This window comes from Zobellia roscoffensis (assembly GCF_015330165.1).
In the GTDB taxonomy this organism is placed as follows: domain Bacteria; phylum Bacteroidota; class Bacteroidia; order Flavobacteriales; family Flavobacteriaceae; genus Zobellia; species Zobellia roscoffensis.
This window is the reverse complement of record NZ_JADDXT010000002.1, coordinates 2,800,819-2,822,693: the sequence shown is the minus strand read 5'-3', so window position 1 is coordinate 2,822,693 and position 21,875 is coordinate 2,800,819. Positions and strand designations below refer to the sequence as shown.

Annotated in this window: 24 protein-coding genes; 12 read left to right on the top strand and 12 right to left on the bottom strand. The window is 37.3% G+C overall.

Annotated elements, in window-relative coordinates; all coding sequences use genetic code 11:
* Positions 1-19: 19 nt before the first annotated feature.
* Both IWC72_RS11810 and IWC72_RS11805 read left to right on the top strand, forming a co-directional pair.
* Entirely contained in the window at positions 20-2,482 is a 2,463-nt protein-coding gene (locus IWC72_RS11810) for a M14 metallopeptidase family protein (RefSeq protein WP_194529884.1), read from the top strand.
* Between the two features lie 114 nt (positions 2,483-2,596).
* Positions 2,597-3,634, top strand: coding sequence for an MBL fold metallo-hydrolase (locus IWC72_RS11805; RefSeq protein WP_194529883.1), 1,038 nt, complete (start codon positions 2,597-2,599; stop codon positions 3,632-3,634).
* 13 nt (positions 3,635-3,647) lie between these two features.
* Here the strand turns inward: IWC72_RS11805 and IWC72_RS11800 are convergent, their stop codons facing one another.
* Complete coding sequence (locus IWC72_RS11800) at positions 3,648-4,253, bottom strand: DUF4337 family protein (protein WP_194529882.1); 606 nt, start codon at positions 4,251-4,253, stop codon at positions 3,648-3,650.
* 204 nt (positions 4,254-4,457) lie between these two features.
* On the opposite strand from IWC72_RS11800, the gene IWC72_RS11795 reads away from it, so the two are divergent.
* The 9 genes from IWC72_RS11795 to IWC72_RS11755 all read left to right on the top strand — a co-directional run bounded on the left by IWC72_RS11795 (position 4,458) and on the right by IWC72_RS11755 (position 11,447).
* On the top strand, positions 4,458-4,982 hold the full coding sequence (locus IWC72_RS11795; RefSeq protein WP_194529881.1) for a GNAT family N-acetyltransferase: 525 nt from the start codon (positions 4,458-4,460) through the stop codon (positions 4,980-4,982).
* Between the two features lie 190 nt (positions 4,983-5,172).
* The gene (locus IWC72_RS11790) at positions 5,173-6,105 is read left to right on the top strand and encodes a DUF6929 family protein (protein ID WP_194529880.1); all 933 of its coding nucleotides are present in this window, start codon (positions 5,173-5,175) and stop codon (positions 6,103-6,105) included.
* Positions 6,106-6,254: 149 nt separating this feature from the next.
* Entirely contained in the window at positions 6,255-6,584 is a 330-nt protein-coding gene (locus IWC72_RS11785) for an ArsR/SmtB family transcription factor (protein ID WP_194526392.1), read from the top strand.
* 46 nt (positions 6,585-6,630) lie between these two features.
* A complete protein-coding gene (locus IWC72_RS11780; protein WP_194529879.1) occupies positions 6,631-7,098 on the top strand; it encodes a DUF6428 family protein in 468 nt (155 codons plus the stop codon).
* 11 nt (positions 7,099-7,109) lie between these two features.
* Positions 7,110-7,748, top strand: a complete 639-nt coding sequence (locus IWC72_RS11775) for an arsenate-mycothiol transferase ArsC (RefSeq protein ID WP_194529878.1) — start codon at positions 7,110-7,112, stop codon at positions 7,746-7,748.
* A 3-nt stretch (positions 7,749-7,751) separates the two neighbouring features.
* Complete coding sequence (gene arsB, locus IWC72_RS11770; RefSeq protein WP_194529877.1) at positions 7,752-8,801, top strand: ACR3 family arsenite efflux transporter; 1,050 nt, start codon at positions 7,752-7,754, stop codon at positions 8,799-8,801.
* Between the two features lie 189 nt (positions 8,802-8,990).
* Entirely contained in the window at positions 8,991-10,451 is a 1,461-nt protein-coding gene (locus IWC72_RS11765) for a potassium/proton antiporter (protein ID WP_194526388.1), read from the top strand.
* A 45-nt stretch (positions 10,452-10,496) separates the two neighbouring features.
* On the top strand, positions 10,497-10,862 hold the full coding sequence (locus IWC72_RS11760) for a hypothetical protein (RefSeq protein ID WP_194529876.1): 366 nt from the start codon (positions 10,497-10,499) through the stop codon (positions 10,860-10,862).
* A 99-nt stretch (positions 10,863-10,961) separates the two neighbouring features.
* Positions 10,962-11,447 (top strand): hypothetical protein, encoded by a 486-nt coding sequence (locus IWC72_RS11755; RefSeq protein WP_194529875.1) that lies wholly within the window; start codon positions 10,962-10,964, stop codon positions 11,445-11,447.
* Between the two features lie 67 nt (positions 11,448-11,514).
* On the opposite strand, the gene IWC72_RS11750 is transcribed toward IWC72_RS11755, so the two are convergent.
* The 4 genes from IWC72_RS11750 to rimO all read right to left on the bottom strand — a co-directional run bounded on the left by IWC72_RS11750 (position 11,515) and on the right by rimO (position 16,612).
* Entirely contained in the window at positions 11,515-12,513 is a 999-nt protein-coding gene (locus tag IWC72_RS11750) for an SMP-30/gluconolactonase/LRE family protein (protein ID WP_226979547.1), read from the bottom strand.
* 35 nt (positions 12,514-12,548) lie between these two features.
* Positions 12,549-13,871, bottom strand: a complete 1,323-nt coding sequence (locus IWC72_RS11745) for a GntP family permease (RefSeq protein WP_194529874.1) — start codon at positions 13,869-13,871, stop codon at positions 12,549-12,551.
* A 69-nt stretch (positions 13,872-13,940) separates the two neighbouring features.
* Positions 13,941-15,098: a galactonate dehydratase gene (gene dgoD, locus IWC72_RS11740; RefSeq protein WP_194529873.1), complete on the bottom strand. Its 1,158-nt coding sequence runs from the start codon at positions 15,096-15,098 to the stop codon at positions 13,941-13,943.
* A 212-nt stretch (positions 15,099-15,310) separates the two neighbouring features.
* Complete coding sequence (gene rimO, locus IWC72_RS11735) at positions 15,311-16,612, bottom strand: 30S ribosomal protein S12 methylthiotransferase RimO (RefSeq protein ID WP_194529872.1); 1,302 nt, start codon at positions 16,610-16,612, stop codon at positions 15,311-15,313.
* A 119-nt stretch (positions 16,613-16,731) separates the two neighbouring features.
* Between rimO and IWC72_RS11730 the strand changes: the two genes are divergently transcribed.
* Positions 16,732-17,844, top strand: a complete 1,113-nt coding sequence (locus IWC72_RS11730) for a serine hydrolase domain-containing protein (RefSeq protein WP_194529871.1) — start codon at positions 16,732-16,734, stop codon at positions 17,842-17,844.
* A 6-nt stretch (positions 17,845-17,850) separates the two neighbouring features.
* On the opposite strand, the gene ftsY is transcribed toward IWC72_RS11730, so the two are convergent.
* From ftsY to IWC72_RS11695, 7 genes are all read right to left on the bottom strand, one after another.
* Positions 17,851-18,807 carry a signal recognition particle-docking protein FtsY gene (gene ftsY, locus IWC72_RS11725; protein WP_194529870.1) on the bottom strand — a complete coding sequence of 319 codons (957 nt, stop codon included), beginning with the start codon at positions 18,805-18,807 and terminating at the stop codon, positions 17,851-17,853.
* Between the two features lie 178 nt (positions 18,808-18,985).
* The gene (locus tag IWC72_RS11720; RefSeq protein WP_081889186.1) at positions 18,986-19,138 is read right to left on the bottom strand and encodes a DUF4295 domain-containing protein; all 153 of its coding nucleotides are present in this window, start codon (positions 19,136-19,138) and stop codon (positions 18,986-18,988) included.
* Between the two features lie 37 nt (positions 19,139-19,175).
* The gene (rpmG, locus tag IWC72_RS11715; protein WP_038234759.1) at positions 19,176-19,358 is read right to left on the bottom strand and encodes a 50S ribosomal protein L33; all 183 of its coding nucleotides are present in this window, start codon (positions 19,356-19,358) and stop codon (positions 19,176-19,178) included.
* Positions 19,359-19,370: 12 nt separating this feature from the next.
* On the bottom strand, positions 19,371-19,607 hold the full coding sequence (gene rpmB, locus IWC72_RS11710; protein ID WP_155597461.1) for a 50S ribosomal protein L28: 237 nt from the start codon (positions 19,605-19,607) through the stop codon (positions 19,371-19,373).
* A gap of 66 nt (positions 19,608-19,673) precedes the next feature.
* Positions 19,674-20,924 carry a competence/damage-inducible protein A gene (locus IWC72_RS11705; RefSeq protein WP_194529869.1) on the bottom strand — a complete coding sequence of 417 codons (1,251 nt, stop codon included), beginning with the start codon at positions 20,922-20,924 and terminating at the stop codon, positions 19,674-19,676.
* Positions 20,924-21,262, bottom strand: coding sequence for an Hpt domain-containing protein (locus IWC72_RS11700; RefSeq protein WP_194526378.1), 339 nt, complete (start codon positions 21,260-21,262; stop codon positions 20,924-20,926). Before IWC72_RS11700 ends, IWC72_RS11705 begins: the two co-directional genes overlap by 1 nt.
* Positions 21,262-21,873 (bottom strand): fumarylacetoacetate hydrolase family protein, encoded by a 612-nt coding sequence (locus IWC72_RS11695; RefSeq protein WP_194529868.1) that lies wholly within the window; start codon positions 21,871-21,873, stop codon positions 21,262-21,264. Before IWC72_RS11695 ends, IWC72_RS11700 begins: the two co-directional genes overlap by 1 nt.
* Positions 21,874-21,875: the final 2 nt, after the last annotated feature.

The window sequence follows — 21,875 nt, the reverse complement described above, 5'->3', positions numbered from 1 at the left end:
CCAAGGAAATACCTTACATATGAAGTTATTAGCATCTTTTTTTGCTCTTTGCATTTGCCTATCCATTTCAGCACAAGAATTAAAATCGCCTTCTGAATTTCTTGGTTACGACCTTGGCACTCAATTTACCCGTCACCACCGCGTAATAGATTATTATACACATCTTTCAGAATCGGCATCAGAAAACGTTCAACTAGAATATTACGGGCAAACTAACGAAGGTAGACCATTGGCCCTAGCGTATATTTCTTCGGCTGAAAACATAAAAAAACTTGAAAAGATTCGCTTAGAACATCTAAAAAATACAGATGGTGAAGGCAGCCCTACCATTGCAATTGTTTGGATGAGCTATAATGTACATGGTAATGAAAGTGTGAGTACCGAAGCCTCTATGAAGACAGTTTATGAACTTCTAACCGAACAAACCGATTATCTTAAAAATACGGTTGTAATTATAGACCCTTGCGTAAATCCTGATGGACGTGAGCGCTACGTAAACTGGTACTATCAATATAAAAACGCACCAAATACAGTAGACCCGAACAGTAAAGAACACCATGAACCATGGTTAAACGGAAGACCTAACCATTATATGTTCGATTTAAACAGAGATTGGGCATGGCTAACACAAGTTGAAAGTCAACAACGAATTAAAAAATATAACAAATGGTTGCCGCACGTACATGTAGATTTTCATGAGCAAGGTGTAGATAACCCATATTATTTTGCACCTGCAGCAGAACCTTTTCACGAAGTTATCACAGATTTTCAAAGAGACTTTCAAACCACGGTTGGTAAAAACCATGCAAAGTATTTTGATGCCAACGGTTGGTTCTATTTTACAAAAGAAGTTTTTGATTTACTCTATCCCAGCTATGGCGACACCTACCCTACCTATAATGGTAGTATTGGCATGACCTACGAACAAGGCGGTAGTGGTAATGCCGGTTTAGGCGTTATTACCAGTATTGGCGATACCCTTACTTTACAGGACAGAATTCTACACCACCACACCACAGGGCTCTCTACCCTTGAGGTTTCGTCACAAAATGCAGTAAAGTTAAACGAAGAGTTCAAAAAATTCTATCGTCCTAAAAACTATAAATACAAAAGCTATGTCTTAAACGGCAATAGCAATAAGTTAAATGCTTTGACCCAATTATTAAAAGCACATGAAATTGAGTATGGGTGGGCAACTGCCAAAACTGCCAAGGGCTTTAATTACAATACTGGAAAAAATGGCCAGATGAAAACCACTGACCATAGTTTAGTCATAGATACTGACCAGAAAAAAGGAACACTGGTAAAAGTACTATTTGAACCCAGTACTAAACTTACAGATTCTTTAACTTATGATATTACCGCTTGGTCCCTACCCTACGCATACGGACTTGATGCTATTGCTTCGGAAACAAAAGTTAATGCTAATTTAGATTCAGGAAAAATAATTCAGGCTACTTCTAAACCTAGTGATTATACTACAAATGCCTATGCCTTTATTACTGAATGGAAAAGCTTTAGCGATGCCCAATTTTTGGCGGACCTTCTTAAAAAGAACATTAAAACTAGGCATGCAAAGAAACCATTTGTCCTAGATGGAATTTCATATGATCACGGTACACTTATAATTACAAAAGCAGATAATAAAAATACACCCGATTTCTTAAATACCCTTTCCACTATAGCTTCTAAACACAAACAGGTTTTAAACTCTACCAACACCGGTTTTGTTGAAGATGGAAAAGATTTTGGCTCTCACTCCGTGCAACCAATAGAGCAGGTAAAAATTGCTTTGCTCTCGGGCAAACCCACTTCTACCTTAAATTTTGGTGAAATCTGGCATTTCTTTGAACAGCAATTAGAGTACCCTCTTACTATATTGGACTCCGATTATTTCAAAAACATCGACCTTTCTAAATATGACATACTTATTCTACCAGATGGTAATTATAATAAATTTCTCAATGAGAGCAGAATGAGAGAACTCAAAGATTGGCTTAATGAAGGAGGAAAATTAATATCTCTGGGTGGTGCCTTAAAAACACTTTCTAAAGAAGATAAGTTTCAATTAAAAACGAAAAAAAGCGACACGGATAGTACCGCTATTGTTCCTATTTACGACCACAACCAACGTGACCAAATTAGAAATGAAATTACGGGTGCTATTTTCAAGACCAAAGTAGACCGCACACACCCATTGGCATATGGATACGATGATTCGTATTTTAGTTTAAAATTAGGTGGCACCGCTTACAACTATCTTGAAACAGGAACTGTGGCATATCTAGATATAGATAGTACTATTCCTGCATCAGGATTTGCAGGTAGCGACGCCCAAGCTAAGATTGGTGAAACCTTGGTTTTTGGTGTTGAAAAATATGGGAAAGGTCAATTGGTTTATTTTGTTGACAACCCTTTGTTCAGAGGTTTCTGGGAAAATGGAAAACTCTTCTTTGCCAACGCCCTTTTTATGGTCAACTAATAGCTCATAAATAGTATCCTTACCTAAAACCGCTTCCCAGTTTTTTTTGAATGAAGTCAGCCTCGTCCCACTGGTAATGGTTTACCTTTGCACTTCATAAGGCATAACGTTCAAATGAAAAACTTTAAAAAACAGTTCGGAGCAAAATTAACGGATTCCGACATTACACTTTACAGCCAATCCAACAATTGGAAAAAAGGCAAGTTTCTTAATCTTGAAGAAACTACCATGTCTATTAACTTTTGGGAGATTCCTAAACTCCTGTACAAGCAATTTACAGATAAGGAAAAAAGAGAACCTGCAAAGCCTTTACCTGTAGTTCCTTTTGATAAGGCAGCTTTTTTATCAGATGATATTGAATTCAAATACATCTGGTACGGACACTCGGTTGTATTAATGCGTATGGGCGGTAGAACCATTTTGATAGACCCTATGCTAGGCCCCAATGCATCGCCAATAGCACCTTTCAAAACCAAACGCTTTTCGGAGAACACATTAAATTTAATCGATGATTTTCCTGAGATAGACCTTATGCTAATTAGCCATGACCATTATGACCATCTTGATTATGACAGCATCGAAAAATTAAAAAGCAAAACAAAAGAATACTTTGTGGCTTTGGGAGTAAAACGCCACTTGGTCGGTTGGGGAATAGACCCTGAATTAATTACCGAATTTGACTGGTGGAATGATGCTACCTATTCGGACATAAAAATTACCTTCACCCCCAGTAGGCATTTCTCTGGTCGTGGCCTAACCGATAGGGCAAAATCACTTTGGGGAGGGTGGACCTTCAAAACACAAAACCATAATATCTGGTTTAGTGGAGATGGTGGTTATGGGAAACACTTCAAAGAAATTGGAGAGAAATTAGGGCCATTTGATTTTGGCTTTATGGAAGATGGCCAGTATAACGAGAAATGGCATCAAATACATATGTATCCTGAAGAAAGCGTTCAAGCCGCAATAGATGCCAAGGCTAAAAAAGCTATGCCGGTACATTGGGCCGGTTTTGCATTGGCACAACACGATTGGAGGGAACCTGCGGAAAATTTCAAAATTGCCGCTCAAGAAAAAGGGTTGGACGTTGCTTTTCCCAAATTGGGAGAATTATGTTCGCTTAAGGATGATAATGATACGTCTTGGTGGTAATTTAAAATTTAACCTATAGAATTGCGTAGTATCCATAAAAACAAACTGCCAGGCCTATAAAGCCAACACCTATCATAAACAAGGTAAAAACCTGTTGTAGTTTTCTATTTTCATTAATAATAAGCCCCAAAACACCAAATAAAATACTAATCTGAAGAAATAGGATACCAATATCTATTTGTGTAACCAAACTTCTGGTTTTAAGACCAATATCCTCCCAAGCCCGTAGACCTACTATTTTACCCATTTCACCATTTAAATCTTGAGACCATGCGGAACGTGCTATATTATTGGATCCTAATAAAATTTCAGTCTTTTCTTCCTCATACTTGCGGATAAGGTCATCGGTCACATCTATTCTAAAATCTAACTGCTCTAGCTTATCTTCTGCCACTAATCCTGTACCACGTAACGATTCTAAATAATCTCGCTGATTTTCTTTTAATATTTGTTTAATACTTTTTGCATTGTACCAACTAGAATAACTTACATGCTTGTAATTAGCTCTTGCTATCTTTTCTTCTAAGTTGCTGTTAACCACTTTCATTACAGCCAACATTGCCACAAGTATTATAATTATTACCCCTCCTCTATTCTCTATTTTACTATTTTTAGACATTGCTTTGTATTAAAGACTTACTTGGTTTTGGTCAAGACTAATTTTTCAAAAAAATTAGCCTCATACATTATACGTAAAAAACCGTATTAAAGTTGGCATGGAGTCCCTAACATAAGCTCTTTTCGATAAACGGTCTGGTATATAAGAAAATAGGCAATCAAATTATTTGATTGCCCACAAATAAAAAAATATATTCCTACGACAATGTATTTGGAAACTTTTTATACTGACAGATTAGAATTAAGAGCTACATCACAAGACGATGCCGATTTTATATATCAACTACTAAACTCACCTAATTGGCTTGACTATATTGGTGATAGAAAAATATACAGTAAGGCACATGCTGAAGCCTACATTAACACTAAAATAATACCTCAATTCAAAAGACTAGGTTTTGGCAACTATACAATTATCCGTAAATCAGATAGGGCTAAAATTGGTTCTTGCGGCCTATATGATAGAGAAGGATTATCTAACATTGATATAGGTTACGCTCTGCTACCGGAATATGCAAAAAAAGGGTATGCGTTTGAAGCTGCACTCAAGTTAAAAGAAATGGCATTCTCCACATTTCAACTAGAAAAATTATGTGCTATTACCTCAAAGGACAACATTTCTTCCCAAAAACTACTATCCAAATTGGGTCTTGAATCCAAAGAAACGATCACCTTACCGGGTGACACTATTGAATTAATGCTCTATACTATCAATAAAACAAACTCCTAAGTTTTTAAATTTCAGCTTATAAACCTAAAAGTCATTTGAAAGAAAACATCCTGTTAAACCTTTACTAACTAGAATATTCTTTCATTAATTGACCTTAGATTTGCCCTCCAAAATAAAATCCAGTTTACAGACAGTATCAACGAGCAGCAATAGCATTAATACTTCGTATCAAAAAAAACACTTTGTTTAAATGAAACTTCTCATAATCTCATTATTTCTAACTCTTGCATCCACATGTAATAGACAGCCGTTAAAACTTCAAGTTATCAATACTCAATTATTACAAGACGTTCCTAGTGCTTCTGGCATTACAAAATCTGGTGATAGTTTTTATGTAGTAGGCGACGACTCCCCGTACCTATTTGAAGTAAAGGGTGACGGAGAAATATTAAATAAGACAGCAATTTATTCCACCGCATTATTAGAGGGAAACCGACTTGACAAAGTTAAAAAACCAGATTTTGAAGCTTTGGAAACTATAAACAACAATGAAATACTTGCCTTTGGATCAGGAGCAAAATCGCCAGAACGAGATATTTTTTTACATATTTACACCAAAGATAGTGTGAGCATAAAAACCTATCAAATTACTGAATTCTATGATAACTTAAGAAAACATAGTATTCTTAAAGACGCGCATTTAAATATTGAAGGTGTAGCTCTATATCATAAAAATATTTACCTTTTTAATCGAGGAAAAAATGTGATTTTCAATTTTGTTTATTCCGATTTACTTGATTTTCTAGAAAACAGGAAACCTTTTCCTGCATTTACGACCATGGCTTATGAATTGCCAAAGATAGATGGGTATCAATCCGGATTTTCAGGTGCCACTATTCTAGAAGATGAGAATTTGGTAATCTTTACCGCTTCGGTAGAAAAAACGGGTACAGCCTATAACGATGGAGAAATAGCAGGGAGTTTCATTGGAGTAATCCCAATAGTTAACGGTACTTTTTCAAAACAATATAGGGTGGCCCCTATTCCCAATTCAGATGAACCCCTAAAAGTAGAATCGGTGACAGTAGCCAACAAAATAGCTCACAACAAGTTTGAAGTTGCTTTAGTTACGGATGATGATAAGGGAAATTCACTACGGCTAAACTGTTTGCTGAAATTATAGCGGGAAAAACAGTCTCCTTCCAGCTAAAAACCAAAATTCAACTTACTCATAACCAATCAACTAATCTCCAAATCTACAGTTAATTGGTTATTAAATTCGTTAAGTCAAATATTAATCGTAATATTGCAATGTACTAAACAAGCAAAAAAATGGGACTTGCCAAAACCGAAATATTTTCAGACGTTCAAAACGAAATTGCACTATATGCAAAAGTCTTTGGGCACCCGGCAAGAGTTTCTATTTTACAGCATCTGTTTAAAATAGATACATGCGTTTGCGGAGATTTGGTTAATGAAATAGGTCTAGCACAGCCTACAATTTCTCAACATTTAAAAGAACTTAAAAATTTAGGACTTATACAGGGTACGGTCGAAGGCACCAGTGTTTGTTATTGTATTCATAAGGAAAATTGGACTAAAATGAAAAACGTAATGTTTGAGTTCTTGGATCAAGATATATCCAAATCCGATTGTTGCTAAAAAAATTTGAAATTATTTATCGTAAAATTACAATTAATATATAGTTATGAAATTATCACAGATTAAATCAGAGCTTTCAAAATTAGACAAAATAGCATTTCAATTACCTAACGGAGAGTTAGTACCTAACCATTTTCATGTAACGGAGGTGGGTAAAATCACCAAGAACTTTATTGATTGTGGTGGTACGGTTAGAAATGAAGAGGTTGTAAACTTTCAACTTTGGAATGCAGATGACTACGACCATAGATTACACCCAGAGAAATTAGTCCATATTATAGAGCTTTCTGAAAAAATCTTAGGTATTGGCGATTTGGAAATTGAAGTGGAATACCAAGGAGACACTATCGGTAAATTTGGATTGGATTTTGACGGAACCAACTTTCTGTTAACTACCAAACAAACAGATTGTTTGGCCAAAGACAACTGTGGTATTCCTGCCGAGAAGCCAAAATTACAATTTTCGAGTTTAAGCCAAGGAAGTTCATGTGACCCAAAAAGTGGTTGTTGTTAAAAACATAGATTATGATACCTAAAACAGTACAAATGCGCACTTTTGAAAAGATTGAGAACACTATTACTTCTCTGCAAACCGACTCTATATCTGCGGAGCGACAAGAAACATTGCAGCCCTTAATTGACTTTATTCAAGAAAAGGTGACAGCAAATGAGGAAATTAGACTAAATTTTATTTGCACCCATAACTCACGTAGAAGTCACCTTTCACAAGTTTGGGCCCAGGCAATGGCATATCACTTTAATATAAAGAACGTTTTCTGTTATTCTGGAGGAACGGAAGCTACGGCATTATTCCCCATGGCTGCGGAAACGCTTAAGAATACCGGTTTTGAAGTTGTTAAACGTTCTGAAGACAAAAACCCGGTTTACAGTATTAAATATGCTGAGAACGAACATCCGGTTATTTGTTTTTCTAAAACGTTGGATGATGATTTTAATCCAAAATCAGGTTTTGCTGCAATTATGACCTGTAGCCAGGCAGATGGCGGTTGTCCTTTTATTGCTGGAGCGGAAAAACGTATTCCTATTACTTTTGAAGACCCAAAAGCTTTTGACAACACACCGCAACAAGCAGAAAAATACAATGAGCGAAGTATTCAAATTGCTACAGAGCTATATTTTGTTTTCTCTAAAATAAACTCATAGAAAATGCCCAAAAAGTTAAGTTTTTTAGATAGTTACCTAACCCTATGGATATTTATAGCCATGATACTGGGGGTTGCCATTGGCAATTTTGCACCCCAGTTGCCGGAACTTATAAATTCCGCAAGTAGTGGAACTACGAACATACCTATAGCCATAGGTCTAATTTTGATGATGTACCCGCCACTGGCCAAAGTGAACTATGCATTGCTGCCCAAAGTTTTCAAAAACGTAAAGATTCTATCCATTTCGTTAGTGCTCAATTGGGTTATTGGTCCTGTACTCATGTTTTTATTGGCCATTACGTTTCTACAAGATTACCCTGAATATATGGTGGGTCTAATTTTAATTGGGCTTGCTCGTTGTATTGCCATGGTCTTGGTTTGGAATGACCTTGCAGAAGGCAGTAGTGAATACGGCGCAGGTCTTGTAGCTTTAAATAGCATTTTTCAGGTCTTTGCCTATAGCTTTTACGCCTATATCTTTATAACCGTATTACCTCCATACTTTGGCTTTGAAGGTGCAATTGTAGATATTTCCATTGCTACTATTGCTGAAAGTGTAGCCATCTATTTAGGTTTACCCTTTCTATTGGGAATTTTAAGTAGGGTGATATTGGTAAGGTTAAAGGGCGAAGAATGGTACACCCAAAAGTTCATTCCCACTATTTCTCCAATGACACTGATTGCGCTATTATTTACCATTGTGGTCATGTTTTCATTAAAAGGAGAAATGATTGTTGAAATCCCTATGGATGTTCTGATTATTGCCGTACCGTTACTTATCTATTTTGCCTTGATGTTCCTAATTGGCTTCTTTGTTACAAAAGCTACCGGTTCAGAGTATGATAAAACTACCTCAGTAGCATTTACTGCTGCCGGAAATAATTTTGAACTTGCTATTGCCGTAGCTATTGCGGTCTTTGGGCTGAATTCTGGGCAAGCTTTTGCCGGGGTCATAGGACCACTAGTAGAAGTTCCTGCTTTAATTTTACTTGTTCGGGTTTCCTTTTGGTTGAAGAAAAAGTATTATAAAAAGGAAGAAAAATTCGCTTAACAGTTTATTTAAGAATACCATCATTATCAGCGTCAACCGTGTTTTACGCCCTGATATTGATGGTATTTTTTTTATTTCCGCTTAAAATGGTATTTATTCGCTTAAACCATAAACTCCATCTTCGTTTTGATTGATTACCTTACCTAGAAACGATATCTTGCACAGATATTTTTTAAGGACGCAAAAGGAATGAATCTCACTATTGAAAATATTGTCTTAATTGGCTCTTTACTGTTGTTCATTAGCATAGTCGTAGGTAAGACATCCTATAAATTTGGGGTTCCTACACTTTTACTTTTCCTTGGAATAGGCATGTTGGCCGGTTCTGAAGGCATTGGTGGTATTTTATTTGATGACCCAAAAATGGCCCAATTCATTGGTGTGGTCTCCCTTAATTTCATATTGTTCTCCGGCGGATTAGATACGAGTTGGCCTGCCGTAAAACCTATTCTTAAAGAAGGTATTCTGCTTTCTACTCTTGGTGTTTTGCTCACAGCAGTCTCATTGGGTGTTTTCGTCCATTTCGTAACCGACTTTACAATTTATGAAAGTCTATTATTGGGTTCCATTGTTTCTTCAACAGATGCCGCTGCCGTATTCTCCATTTTAAGAGGAAAAAGCTTGGCTCTTAAAACCAATCTTAGACCCACCCTAGAATTAGAAAGCGGTAGTAATGACCCTATGGCCTATGTACTCACCATTGCTTTTCTTTCTTTAGTCGTGAACCAAGACCAGGGAATAACATCTATTATACCTCTCTTTTTACAACAAATGATACTGGGTGGAGCAGCAGGTTTTGGTTTTGGTAAATTAAGTAAATTGGTTATTAATAAGATTAAACTAGATTTTGAAGGACTTTACCCTGTACTGGTAATTACTTTAATGTTCATTACCTTTTCTGCAACAGATTTTATTGGGGGTAACGGCTTCCTTGCCATCTATATCTGTGCCGTTTATTTGGGTAACCAAGATTTGATTCATAAAAAGACCATCTTTAGAATGTTTGATGGTTTAGCTTGGTTAATGCAAATTGTACTCTTCCTAACACTAGGACTTTTGGTTTTCCCTAGTCACGTAATACCATACATGGGTATTGGTCTACTTATTTCCTTATTCTTGATTTTTGTGGCACGCCCTATTGGAGTGTTTATTAGTCTCATGTGGTTTAAGATGAAACTGCGCAGACGGTTCTATATTTCTTGGGTTGGCCTTCGTGGGGCTTCGCCTATTGTGTTTGCCACCTATCCCCTATTGGCCGGTATTGACAAAGCCAACATTATCTTTAACATCGTTTTCTTCATCTCCGTTTCTTCTGTTCTTATACAAGGTACTACGTTGACCATAGTGGCCAAATGGCTAAATGTGGGGCTACCCGAAAAAGCAAAACGTATTTATGAAAATGAAAAGTTTCTTGCCGAAATACCCAAAGCTGTAATGAAAGAGGTTGTTATTACACCTAAGTGTTTTGCGGTAAATAAAAAAATTGTTGACCTAAGTTTTCCTAAGAATGCTATTATTGCGATGATCAAGCGTAAAGACGTTTACATTACGCCTAATGGGTCTACAATTATTGAAGCTGGTGATACTTTGGTTGTTCTTTCGGACAATGAAGAAGGACTTAACGAGGTTCAAGAATGTCTAAATCAATAACATAATTTTAGCACTTACAATTCAATATAATTCTACCTTTGCCCTATGAATTCGGTTAGAAAGATATTTAGCTTATTCTTGCTTACAGCAATTTATTGCTGTGCCGTTGGCATGGGCATAAATCCTGACCAAAATCTTACTATAGAAAGCCATGAGCATTCGCAGAAAGAATCAGTTTCTGCGGTAACAGCTAAATTATACTGTCATACTTCCGAGTCAGAAACTTTGATAGACAGCCCTTCTAGCAACACTTCAAATCAGTTTGAAGGCTCAGACAAGCTTTGGGGAACACAAAAAACTAGCGAGCGTACCTTTGAAAGTAAACTGGCGCAGTACACTCGTTTTTCGCAAAATCTTCTTATTTCTAAGCGAAGAACAGATATTATATTCCCCTTTCATTATTTCTGGTAAATTCATTTTTAAGTAAATAGCGTCAAATCTCGTATTTGGCACCTACCATTGGGCTTGCAAAAATGCATTGCCCCATTTATCAATTTAAAAACTTAAAAAATGGATTTAGATTTAGGCACAACCCTTATTGGGGCCGTATCAGTAGTAATATGTGTAGCCCCTTTTGTACTGGTTACCAGAAGCGTTAAGAAAAAAGAAAAAGCAATGCTCCGCTCGTTGAGTAATTTTGCAGACCAAGACAATTGCAAGATACATGAACATGAATATGTTGGCGATTTTATAATAGGAATGGACACCAATAAAAAAGCTGTTTTTTTCTATAAAGAAGAAAAAGGCGCTACAGAAAAATTATCCGTTAATCTAAAAGATGTAAAAAACTGCAAGGTTTCTAAAATAGGTAAATCCGTTCGTAAAAACGGAAAAGTAGAACAGACTGTTGAGCGAATTGAGCTCATCTTCAATACGAGTCCATCGGCCAGTAAGGATGTCGTTTTTGAACTTTTTAACTATCAAAATAACTTGCAATTAAATGGAGAGTTACAAACGGCAGAAAAATGGGCCAACAAGGTAAACGCTATTGTTTAAACAGAAGTCCACAAATCAAAATCCCCATAGCACGCTGTGGGGGTTTTTCTTTTCCTAGAACAGGACTTTATTTAAGTGAAACGGTCATGATATAATCATCAGCGGTCAAATAGAGTACTTTCTCATCTTTTCCAAAAGCACAATTGGCCGTTTTCTCACCTGTATTAATTCGCGCCAATGCTTTTCCTGTTTCATTGAATACCCAAACTCCACCAGGACCTGTGGCGAACAAATATCCTTTACTGTGCATTTTCATACCATCTGGCAAACCTTGCTGACCATCTTGTCCTATTAAGTTGGTTACATCATTAAACAACTTTTTATTATCTGCAGTGCCTGCATCGAAAATATCATATTGGTACCATACGGCATGTTCAGGATTGGAAACCGCTACGTACAATTTAGAACCATCATTACTAAGCGCCACACCATTAGGTCTAGACAATTTATCTACCAAAACCACCTCTCCTGAGGTCTTTAAACAGTATACACCTTGGTAATCCAACTCCTTGTTTGAATCTTCCATTTGTTTAGGAAGCCCGTACGGAGGGTCTGTGAAGTACAGATTACCATCGGCATCAAAAACCCCATCATTAGGGCTATTGAATCGTTTTCCTTTGAATGAATCCGCAAGAGCAACATACTCCGCTTTAGGTGCACCTAAATCAGCTGTCATTTGTGCTACTCGTCTTTCTCCATGCTGCATCAAAATTAATTTTCCTTCCGGACTTAATAACAATCCATTAGAACCGGGCTCCGCTCCGTAACCACTTTTCCCCAAATAGCCTGACGGTTTTAAGTATTCACTTGTATTCCCCAAAGCATCAATCTTAAAAACGATATTATTTGGTATATCCGAAAATAAAAGGTAATCACCATCAGCAATCCACAATGGACCTTCCGTCCAAGTAAAGCCACTTCCTATAACTTTAATTTCAGCATCGGTATCAATAAGTTGTAATGCTTCATCATCTAGGATTTCGACAGTAAATTGATGTTTTTTTTCTTGCGAAGCTATCGGAGAATATAGACCCACCAACACTATGAAAATTAAAAACTTACGCATAACCATTTTATTTAGGAGATAGTGTGGATTAAAATTCAACTCATAATTTTTGAAATACAAAATATCAACGTCATGGCAGATGTGCCCAAAATTAGAGTCCCCACAGTTTGTATCTGGTTTCCTTGTTTGACGTCCATGCCCGTTAATTGCGTGAACACCCAAAAGAAACTATCATTGGCATGAGACACTACTGTAGAACCCGCCCCAATAGCCAAAACAGTCATGGTCTTCATAAAGGTTTCATCCAGACCAAGAGCCGGCATCATAGGAGCCACAATAGAAGCCGTGGTTATCAACGCCACTGTAGAGGAACCTTGCGTAGTCTTTAAACAAGCCGCCAATAAAAATGGAAAAAACAGACCAATGGACATTCCTGAAAAGCTTTCAGTAATCAGGTCTGCAAAGCCTGAATTCTGAAGCATAGCCCCAAAAATACCTCCAGCGCCAGTAATTAAAATAATGGGTGCCGCAATACGTAACGAATCACCCAACCAGCCTGTTGCTGAATATACTTGCTCATCCAACTTCTCAGGCAAAAGCAAGGACAATATAACACCGATCAAAAGTGCTATTACAGGCGTACCTAAAAAAGCAACGACAGGATACATAGGTAACCTAGTCATATGGAGTTCTGGGTAATCAAATACCGATTTTAAAACGATTAAAATGATGGGTACTATAATACACAATAAAGAAAGTGACAATTTTGGCCGATGTACTACATCTGGAGCAACTTCCATACGAATTGGCACATCTACCTTGGATGCTATTTTGGTTGCAAAAATATAGCAACTAACCAGTGACAATGAACTTATAATTAATCCCCATAAAATTACACTACCCAATTCGGCATTTAGAATCCCAGCCGCGGCAATAGGCCCTGGGGTTGGTGGTACCATTACATGTGTAGCCGTAAGGCCTAAAGCCAAAGCTGCGGTCGTACCTGCATAAGACACCTTTGCTTTTTCTGAAAGTGCCTTGTTCAACGAATTCATGATAATAAAAGCACTATCTGCGAAAACGGGAATGGAAAGCAAATACCCTGTTAGCATCATTGCCAAGTGAATTGATTTTTCACCTATAAGATTGATCATACGTGTAGCAATCACCATAGCCCCACCTGATTTTTCCAGAACGGTACCTATGGCGACTCCAAAGAAAATAATCAGGCCAATTTTCCCCATTATACTTCCGAAGCCATTGTTGACCGAATCAATTATAGCCTCTACGCTCATTCCTGTTATGAATCCATAACCGATAGCCGCCAATAGCAGCACAAAAAATGGATGAATCTTCCAACGAACAATACCCAAAATAATAAATGTAAGGGCACAGACCAGAGCAATAATATAAAGCATAATCAGTTGGTTTAAGTTCTCTGAATTTATGAACTAAATCGTTCAAAAACTGCTATTTAGATAGATTTTTTACCATTCGGCAAAACTACCGTCTTCATTTCTCCACACCGGATTTGCCCAATTATGTCCAATTTTCTGACCTTCCCTTAATTTTTCTTCATTGATTTCCACTCCTAATCCCGGCTTCTTAAGAAGTTCTACATAGCCATCTTTTACGTCAAAAACTTCTGGGTTATCCATATAGTCCAACAAATCAAAACCTTTGTTGTAGTGTATTCCCAAGCTACTTTCTTGAATTACTGCATTGATGGAATTAAAATCTACATGTAAACATGAAGCAAGAGCAACTGGACCCAAGGGGCAGTGAGGCGCCAAAGCAACATCATAAGCTTCTGCCATTGCAGCTATTCTACGTACTTCTGATATTCCGCCAGCGTGACTTAAATCTGGCTGAATAATATCTACCGTACCTCTATGTAAGAGTTCTTTAAAATCCCAACGAGAAAACATTCGTTCACCAGTAGCAATAGGCACACTGGTGTATGGATAAATATGGTCAAAAGCCTCTTTGTTCTCGCTCAACACGGGTTCTTCAATGAACATTGGGCTGTATGGTGCCAGTTCATCAATCAAACGTTTGACCATACCTTTGTGTATTCTTCCGTGAAAATCCAAACCAATATCCAAAGTATCTCCAAACTCTTCCCGAAGCAAGCGAATATTATCTGCTACAGTTTTTATTTTCTGCAAAGAATCTATCCAGGCAAAAGCTCCTGTGGCATTCATTTTTACCGCCTTGTACCCTTGCTCTACTTTTTCGCGGGCTTGCTCAAGAACTACTTCAGGATTATCACCACCAATCCAACAGTACATTTTCATTTTCTTACGAACGGCGCCACCTAAAAGGTCATAAACGGGTACACCAAGATGTTTTCCTTTAATATCCCAAAGCGCTTGGTCTATACCAGAAATGGCACTCATAAGAATTGGCCCTCCACGGTAAAACCCTCCTCCGTAAAGGGTTTGCCAGATATCTTCAATATCGCTGGCCGATCGGCCAATAATGTATTGCGATAACTCCTGAACACAAGCTTCAACTGTAGCAGCCTTACCTTCTACAACTGGTTCTCCCCAACCAATAATTCCGCTTTTGGTGGTTATTTTTAGAAAAAGCCAACGTGGTGGCACTTTAAAGAGTTCTATTTTTTCAATTCGCAGGTCGTCCATACTATTCTACTATAGTTCTAAGGTTGATTAATAAAACAATCTAAGCTTAATGTAGTTAGATTGATTTCCCTAAAGTAGTGAATAATTTTGAAGTGTAATTAATACGTTTAAAAAACACTCCCAAATAGATGTCTGATTGACATAAAAAAACCAGCCTCATATGAGACTGGTTCTAAATCTTTATAGAAAAACTCTTTTAAAAAACTAAAATTCTATGCAGGTTCTCCATATAAATCAAAATCTGCAGCTTCTGTTATCTTTATATTTACGAATTCGCCTTGCTTTAAGTAAAACTTTGCAGCGTCTATTAAAACTTCATTATCAACGTCTGGAGAATCAAATTCCGTACGGCCCACAAAATAATTTCCTTCCTTACGATCTATGATACAACGGAAAGTTTGTCCTATTTTTTGCTGATTAAGTTCCCATGAAATCTGAGATTGAAGTTCCATAATCTCATTGGCTCTTTCTTGTTTTACATCCTCTGGCACATTATCTTCCAAAGTATATGCATGGGTATTTTCTTCATGACTATAAGTAAAGCAACCCAAACGCTCAAAACGCATATCTGCAACCCAATTTTTCAACGTCTGAAAATCTTCTTCCGTCTCTCCGGGATATCCGACTATTAAAGTAGTACGAATAGTCATTTCCGGCACTGCAGCCCTAAATTCCTTCAACAACTTTGTTGTTTTAGCCTGTGTTGTACCACGACGCATACTTTTTAGAATAGCATCAGAAATATGTTGAAGCGGAATGTCTAAATAATTACAGACTTTAGGCTCCTCCTTCATAACATCAAGCACATCCAAAGGAAAACCTGTTGGAAAAGCGTAATGCAACCTAATCCATTCAATACCTTCTACCTTTACCAAAGCCTGCAATAGCTCGGCCAAGTTTCTCTTTTTGTACAAATCAAGACCGTAATAGGTCAAATCTTGGGCAATAAGAATTAGTTCTTTCACCCCTTTTGCCGCTAGTTTTTCTGCCTCTGTAACCAAGTCTTCTATAGGTGTACTGCGGTGCTTGCCCCTCATAATAGGAATAGCACAAAAAGAGCAAGGTCTATCACAACCTTCTGCAATCTTTAAATAAGCGTAATTTTTTGGTGTGGTGGTCAAACGCTCACCAATAAGCTCATGCTTGTAGTCTGCACCAAGAGCTTTCAACAAATTTGGCAATTCACTAGTACCAAAATACTCATCTACATTGGGAATTTCCTTTTGTAAATCGGGCTTGTAACGTTCACTCAGACATCCAGTTACAAATACTTTATCTACCTGACCAGCTTCCTTTTTCTGAACGTACTCTAAAATAGTATTTACACTTTCTTCTTTTGCATTTGCGATAAATCCGCAGGTATTGATTACAACAACATTACCTTCCTCTTCATGTACCACCTCTTTGTCATTGGCACACAACTGCCCCATAAGTACTTCGGAGTCATACACGTTTTTTGAGCATCCCAAAGTAACTACATTAATCTTATTCTGCTTCTGCGTTTTTGTTCTCATAACTAGAAATTGAGCGCAAAAATACAACAAGATGAACGAACAGCTTCCTTTTGGCACGATTTCTTGATGAATTACGTTAAACTTTATAAGTGATTGATGTTCAATAAAAAATTTAAGTTGTGAAATATTCAAGTTCCGTCATACTAAGTATCCTTCTATTAGTCCTTGGTAGCTGTTCAAAGGATACTACCAAAATTGAGCCCGAGGCCGAAACTGAAGTAGAAATTGAACCACAGGGAGTATTTTTTCCTGAAGTTGGAAGTGCCTCTTGGGAAACTGTTACCCCAAAGCAACTAAATTGGAATGAAGAAAACCTACCCGATTTATACGATTACCTAGAAACTAAAAACACCAAAGGGTTTATTATTCTAAAGAACGGAAGAATTGTAGTGGAAAAGTATTTTAATGGTCATTCTAAAAATGACGAATGGCTTTGGTATTCTGCAGGAAAAACATTGGTTTCCACTACCGTTGGCATTGCACAAGACGAAGGTTTTTTATCTATAAGCGATACATCTTCCGACTATTTAGATAGTAATTGGTCTTCGTTAACTACGGAAAAGCAAGATTTAATAACGGTTAAGCACCACCTTAGCATGAGTACTGGGTTAAAAGATTATGTGGGGCAAACTTTAAAATGGATTTGCACACAACCCTCTTGTTTTGATTATGAAGCCGATGCTGGTGAGCGATGGGCATACCACCAAGGTGCTTTTACACTCTTAAAAGATGTTGTAACAAACGCCACTAAAACAGATTTTACCAATTATTTCTATGCTAAAATTAGGGATAAAATAGGTATGAGCGGTGCTTGGAACAAGCAAACCTTATTAACCTTGTACACCAGCGATACCCGAAGTATGGCTCGTTGGGGACTGTTAATTGAAAACGAAGGAGTTTGGGATACTGAAACCATTCTTAGCAAGACCTATTTTAATGAAATGACCAATACTTCTCAAGATATTAATAAATCTTACGGTTATTTATGGTGGTTAAATGGCAAAGAGAGTTACATGAGTACTACTTCACAAACCGTAGCATCAAGTTCCCTCGTACCAAACGCACCTGCTGATATGTTTGCTGCTCTGGGTGCTGACGACCAGAAAATATATATTGTCCCAAGCAAGGATTTAGTTGTAGTTCGTTGCGGTGATAGTGCGGGAGAAACCCAATTGGGTCCCTCTAGTTTTGACAACGAACTATGGGAAAAATTGAATAGCGTTATAAACTAAATATGATTACACGTTAAAAAACGAATCTACAAACTCATATTTATTGAACACCTGTAAGTCTTCAATACCCTCTCCCACTCCAATGTACTTAACTGGAATCTGAAACTGATCGGATATACCAATGACAACCCCGCCTTTTGCAGTACCATCTAATTTGGTAACTGCCAATGAAGTTACTTCCGTAGCCTTGGTAAATTGTTTGGCTTGTTCAAAAGCATTTTGTCCTGTAGAACCATCTAATACCAACATGACATCATGAGGTGTTTGGTCTACCACTTTTTGCATGACACGTTTCACCTTAGTTAACTCATTCATTAAGTTCACCTTATTATGAAGACGGCCGGCTGTATCTATGATAACAACATCTGCATCTTGTTTAACGGCTGAACTCAATGTATCAAAAGCTACCGAAGCGGGATCACTACCCATCTTTTGTTTTATAATGGGTACATCTACCCTATCTGCCCAAACCTGTAATTGATCAATAGCTGCAGCTCTAAAAGTATCCGCTGCGCCCAAAACTACTTTTAACCCTTGCTTTTTAAATTGATAGGCCAATTTACCAATGGTAGTAGTCTTGCCTACACCATTAACGCCCACTACCATAATTACATATGGCTTCTTATCCTTTGGTATTGAAAACTCTGTTTGATTACCAAGATTGGTTTCAGAAAGTAACCCAGAAATCTCCTCGCGCAAAATGGCATTGAGTTCTTCTGTTCCCATGTATTTATCCGCAGAAACACGGGCTTCTATTCTATCTATTATTTTTAACGTTGTGGTTACCCCTACATCAGAAGAAACAAGAACCTCCTCCAGGTTATCCAATACATCATCATCTACTTTAGATTTACCCGCAACAGCTTTACTTAGCTTAGAGAAGAAAGAAGTTTTAGATTTCTCCAAGCCCTTATCAAGGCTTTCCTTTTTCTTTGAAGAAAATATTTTCTTGAATAAACTCATGTGTTCTTTGTATTAATAAGCTCAAAGATAATAAAGTAAGGTGGAAGTTTTCACTTTAAATAGTACTACCACTAGCTCAAAGATATCAGTTCTTGATTGATACTTCTTCAACTTGGATCATAAGCAACAAAAAAAGCCCCTTCTATACGAAGAGGCTTTATAATACTTTAAAAGTATCTTACTTTTTAGACAACCAATCGTTAACCGCTTCTGGGGTCATAACTGACTCAACAAAAGTGTATGAACCACTTTTTGGTGACTTTACCATTTTAATGGCTTTTGTCAATCTTTTTGAACTTGTCTGTAAACTTGCTACCGTCTTCTTTGCCATGACTAATATGCTTTTATGTTCTCGCTAAAACGAAAACTTATTTAATCTCCTTATGGATTGTCATCCTCTTCAAAATAGGATTGAACTTTTTAATCTCCATTCTTTCGGGAGTGTTCTTTTTGTTCTTGGTAGTAATGTACCGTGAAGTACCTGGCTGTCCCGACTCTTTGTGCTCGGTACATTCCAATATTACTTGTATTCTATTTCCTTTCTTTGCCATCGTATTCTAAGCTTATTTTACCAATCCTTCTGCCTTCGCATCTTTCAATACAGCAGAAATACCCTTTTTGTTGATAATTTTCAACGCCTTTGCAGAAACCTTTAAGGTTACCCAACGGTCTTCTTCGGGAATATAAAAACGTTTTTTAGAAAGATTAACATTGAACCTTCTCTTGGTCTTATTGATAGAAAACGATACGTTGTTACCGAACATCGCTCTCTTTCCCGTAATTTCACAAACTTTTGACATCGCGCTGATTTTTCTTTAAACAGGGTGCAAATTTATATCATTTTTATGGATAGACAAAACAATATTTCAGATTTTTGAAATTTCTTTTTGCAACAGCTCTAAAGCCTTGTTTACGGACTTCTCTACAATGCGCTCTCTATGGTTGCCCATATTGAATTCTTGAGCATACACGCCTGTAGGAGATGCAATTGCTATAAACACCGTACCTACCTGAGCATCAGAGTCACCCTTCGTAGGCCCGGCATTTCCTGTAGTCGCAATAGCATAATCTGTTTGAAATATTTTTTTTACATTTTCCGCCATTTCTGTCGCCACCTCCGCACTTACGACTGAATGTTTTTCTACAACATCACTAGACACCTTAAGCACATTTATCTTTGCTTCCGTAGCATAACTGACCACGCTACCTTTAAAATACGCCGAAGCGCCCGGTAATGCCGTTAATTGTTCCGCAATCTTTCCTCCGGTAAAACTCTCTGCCGTAGATAACGTCAATCCTTTTTCCGTACATAGCTTAGCAACCACCTGCTCCAAAGTCTCTTCGTCTTCAGTGCCATACATGATGTCGCCTATCAGCGGGTATAATTTTTGAATTTCTGAGTCTACTACGTCTTCGAGCTCTTGTTTATCTGGCCCTCTAGCAGTTAACCTTAGCCTTACTTTACCTAAATTGGGCAAATATGCCAACCTAATGTAAGCCGGTAAATTATTCTCCCAATCTTCAATTTTATCAGCAATAGCACTTTCCCCTAGACCATAGGTAACCACAGTTTTATGTAAGATAAATGGGCGCTTAAACTCCGAAATGATTTTAGGAATAACCTTATCCGTTATTAAATTTTGCATTTCAAATGGCACTCCAGGTAGCGAAACAAAGGCTACACCACCTTCCTGTATCCACATGCCCGGTGCAGTACCAAAGGCATTATGTAAAACCGTAGCTTTAGAAGGAACCAAAGCCTGTTTTCTGTTGATATCCGATATTGGCGTGTTGGTAATATACTTTTTAAAAAGCTCCTCTACATGCACCAAAACACTTGCATCCTCTACTAAAATGTCATTAAAAAACTCGCACAAAGTATGCTTTGTAATATCATCTTTTGTAGGACCAAGGCCTCCGGTTATGATAACCACCTGAACTCTCTTTTTAGCGTCTTCCAACGCCTGAAGTATATGCTGCTTATCATCCTGAATTGAAGTAATCTGATATACAGAAACTCCAATCTTATTAAGTTCTTTGGAAATGAAGACGGAATTGGTATCAACAATCTGACCTATTAAAATCTCGTCACCAATAGTAATAATTTCGGCAAGCATCAGATATTAAAATCTTTTTTAAGCTCCGATACCACTTGGTCTATATCTTTTTTTAACATTGGAAAAACTACCTGTATCTCGGACATATTGGCTTCCGCCTTTCCCAGAGTCTCTATTTGCAGGGCGGCAGCACGAGTTTGCTCCATACCCAACAAATCAACATTTGGTTTAATTTTATGAGCTAATTTATAAACCTGGTCATGGTTTTGCTCATTTAGCGCAACTTCAAGGAGTTCCAAATCCTGAGGCACTTCTTCTAAAAATACTGAAATAACCGAGTTGATGAAATCCTCATCACCTTCTGCCATCTCATTGATTTTATCAAGATTGTAAATCATTATTTTACTTTTAAGTGAAAATTTTCACGCCCCCCCAGAACACCTGAAAGGTAATCATTTGCTTCAATTCTACCAACACCGGCTGGTGTTCCTGTAAAAATTACATCGCCTTTTTTTAACATAAAAAATTGAGAGACATAGGAAACAAGCTCATCTATCTTCCACAACATGAGACTAGTATTGCCCTTTTGTACTTCATTATCATTCTTCAATAAAGAGAAATCAATATTATTTAAATCTTCAAAATTTGTTTTTGGAAGCCACTCCCCAATAACCGCCGCTCCATCAAAACCTTTTGCCTTTTCCCAAGGCAAACCCTTCTCTTTAAGCTTTGATTGCAGGTCTCTAGCTGTAAAATCTATACCCAAGCTAATTTCATCATAATAATTGTGGGCAAATTTTTCACTAATATGTTTCCCTACTTTTTTAATCTTCACCAGCACCTCTACCTCATAATGCACATCATTAGAAAATTCAGGGATATAGAAATCTTGTTCTTTTGGCAATATTGCAGAATCTGGCTTAATAAAGACCACGGGTTCGTCTGGTCTTTCATTGGACAACTCCTCTATATGCTCAGTATAATTTCTACCGATACAAATAATTTTCATAG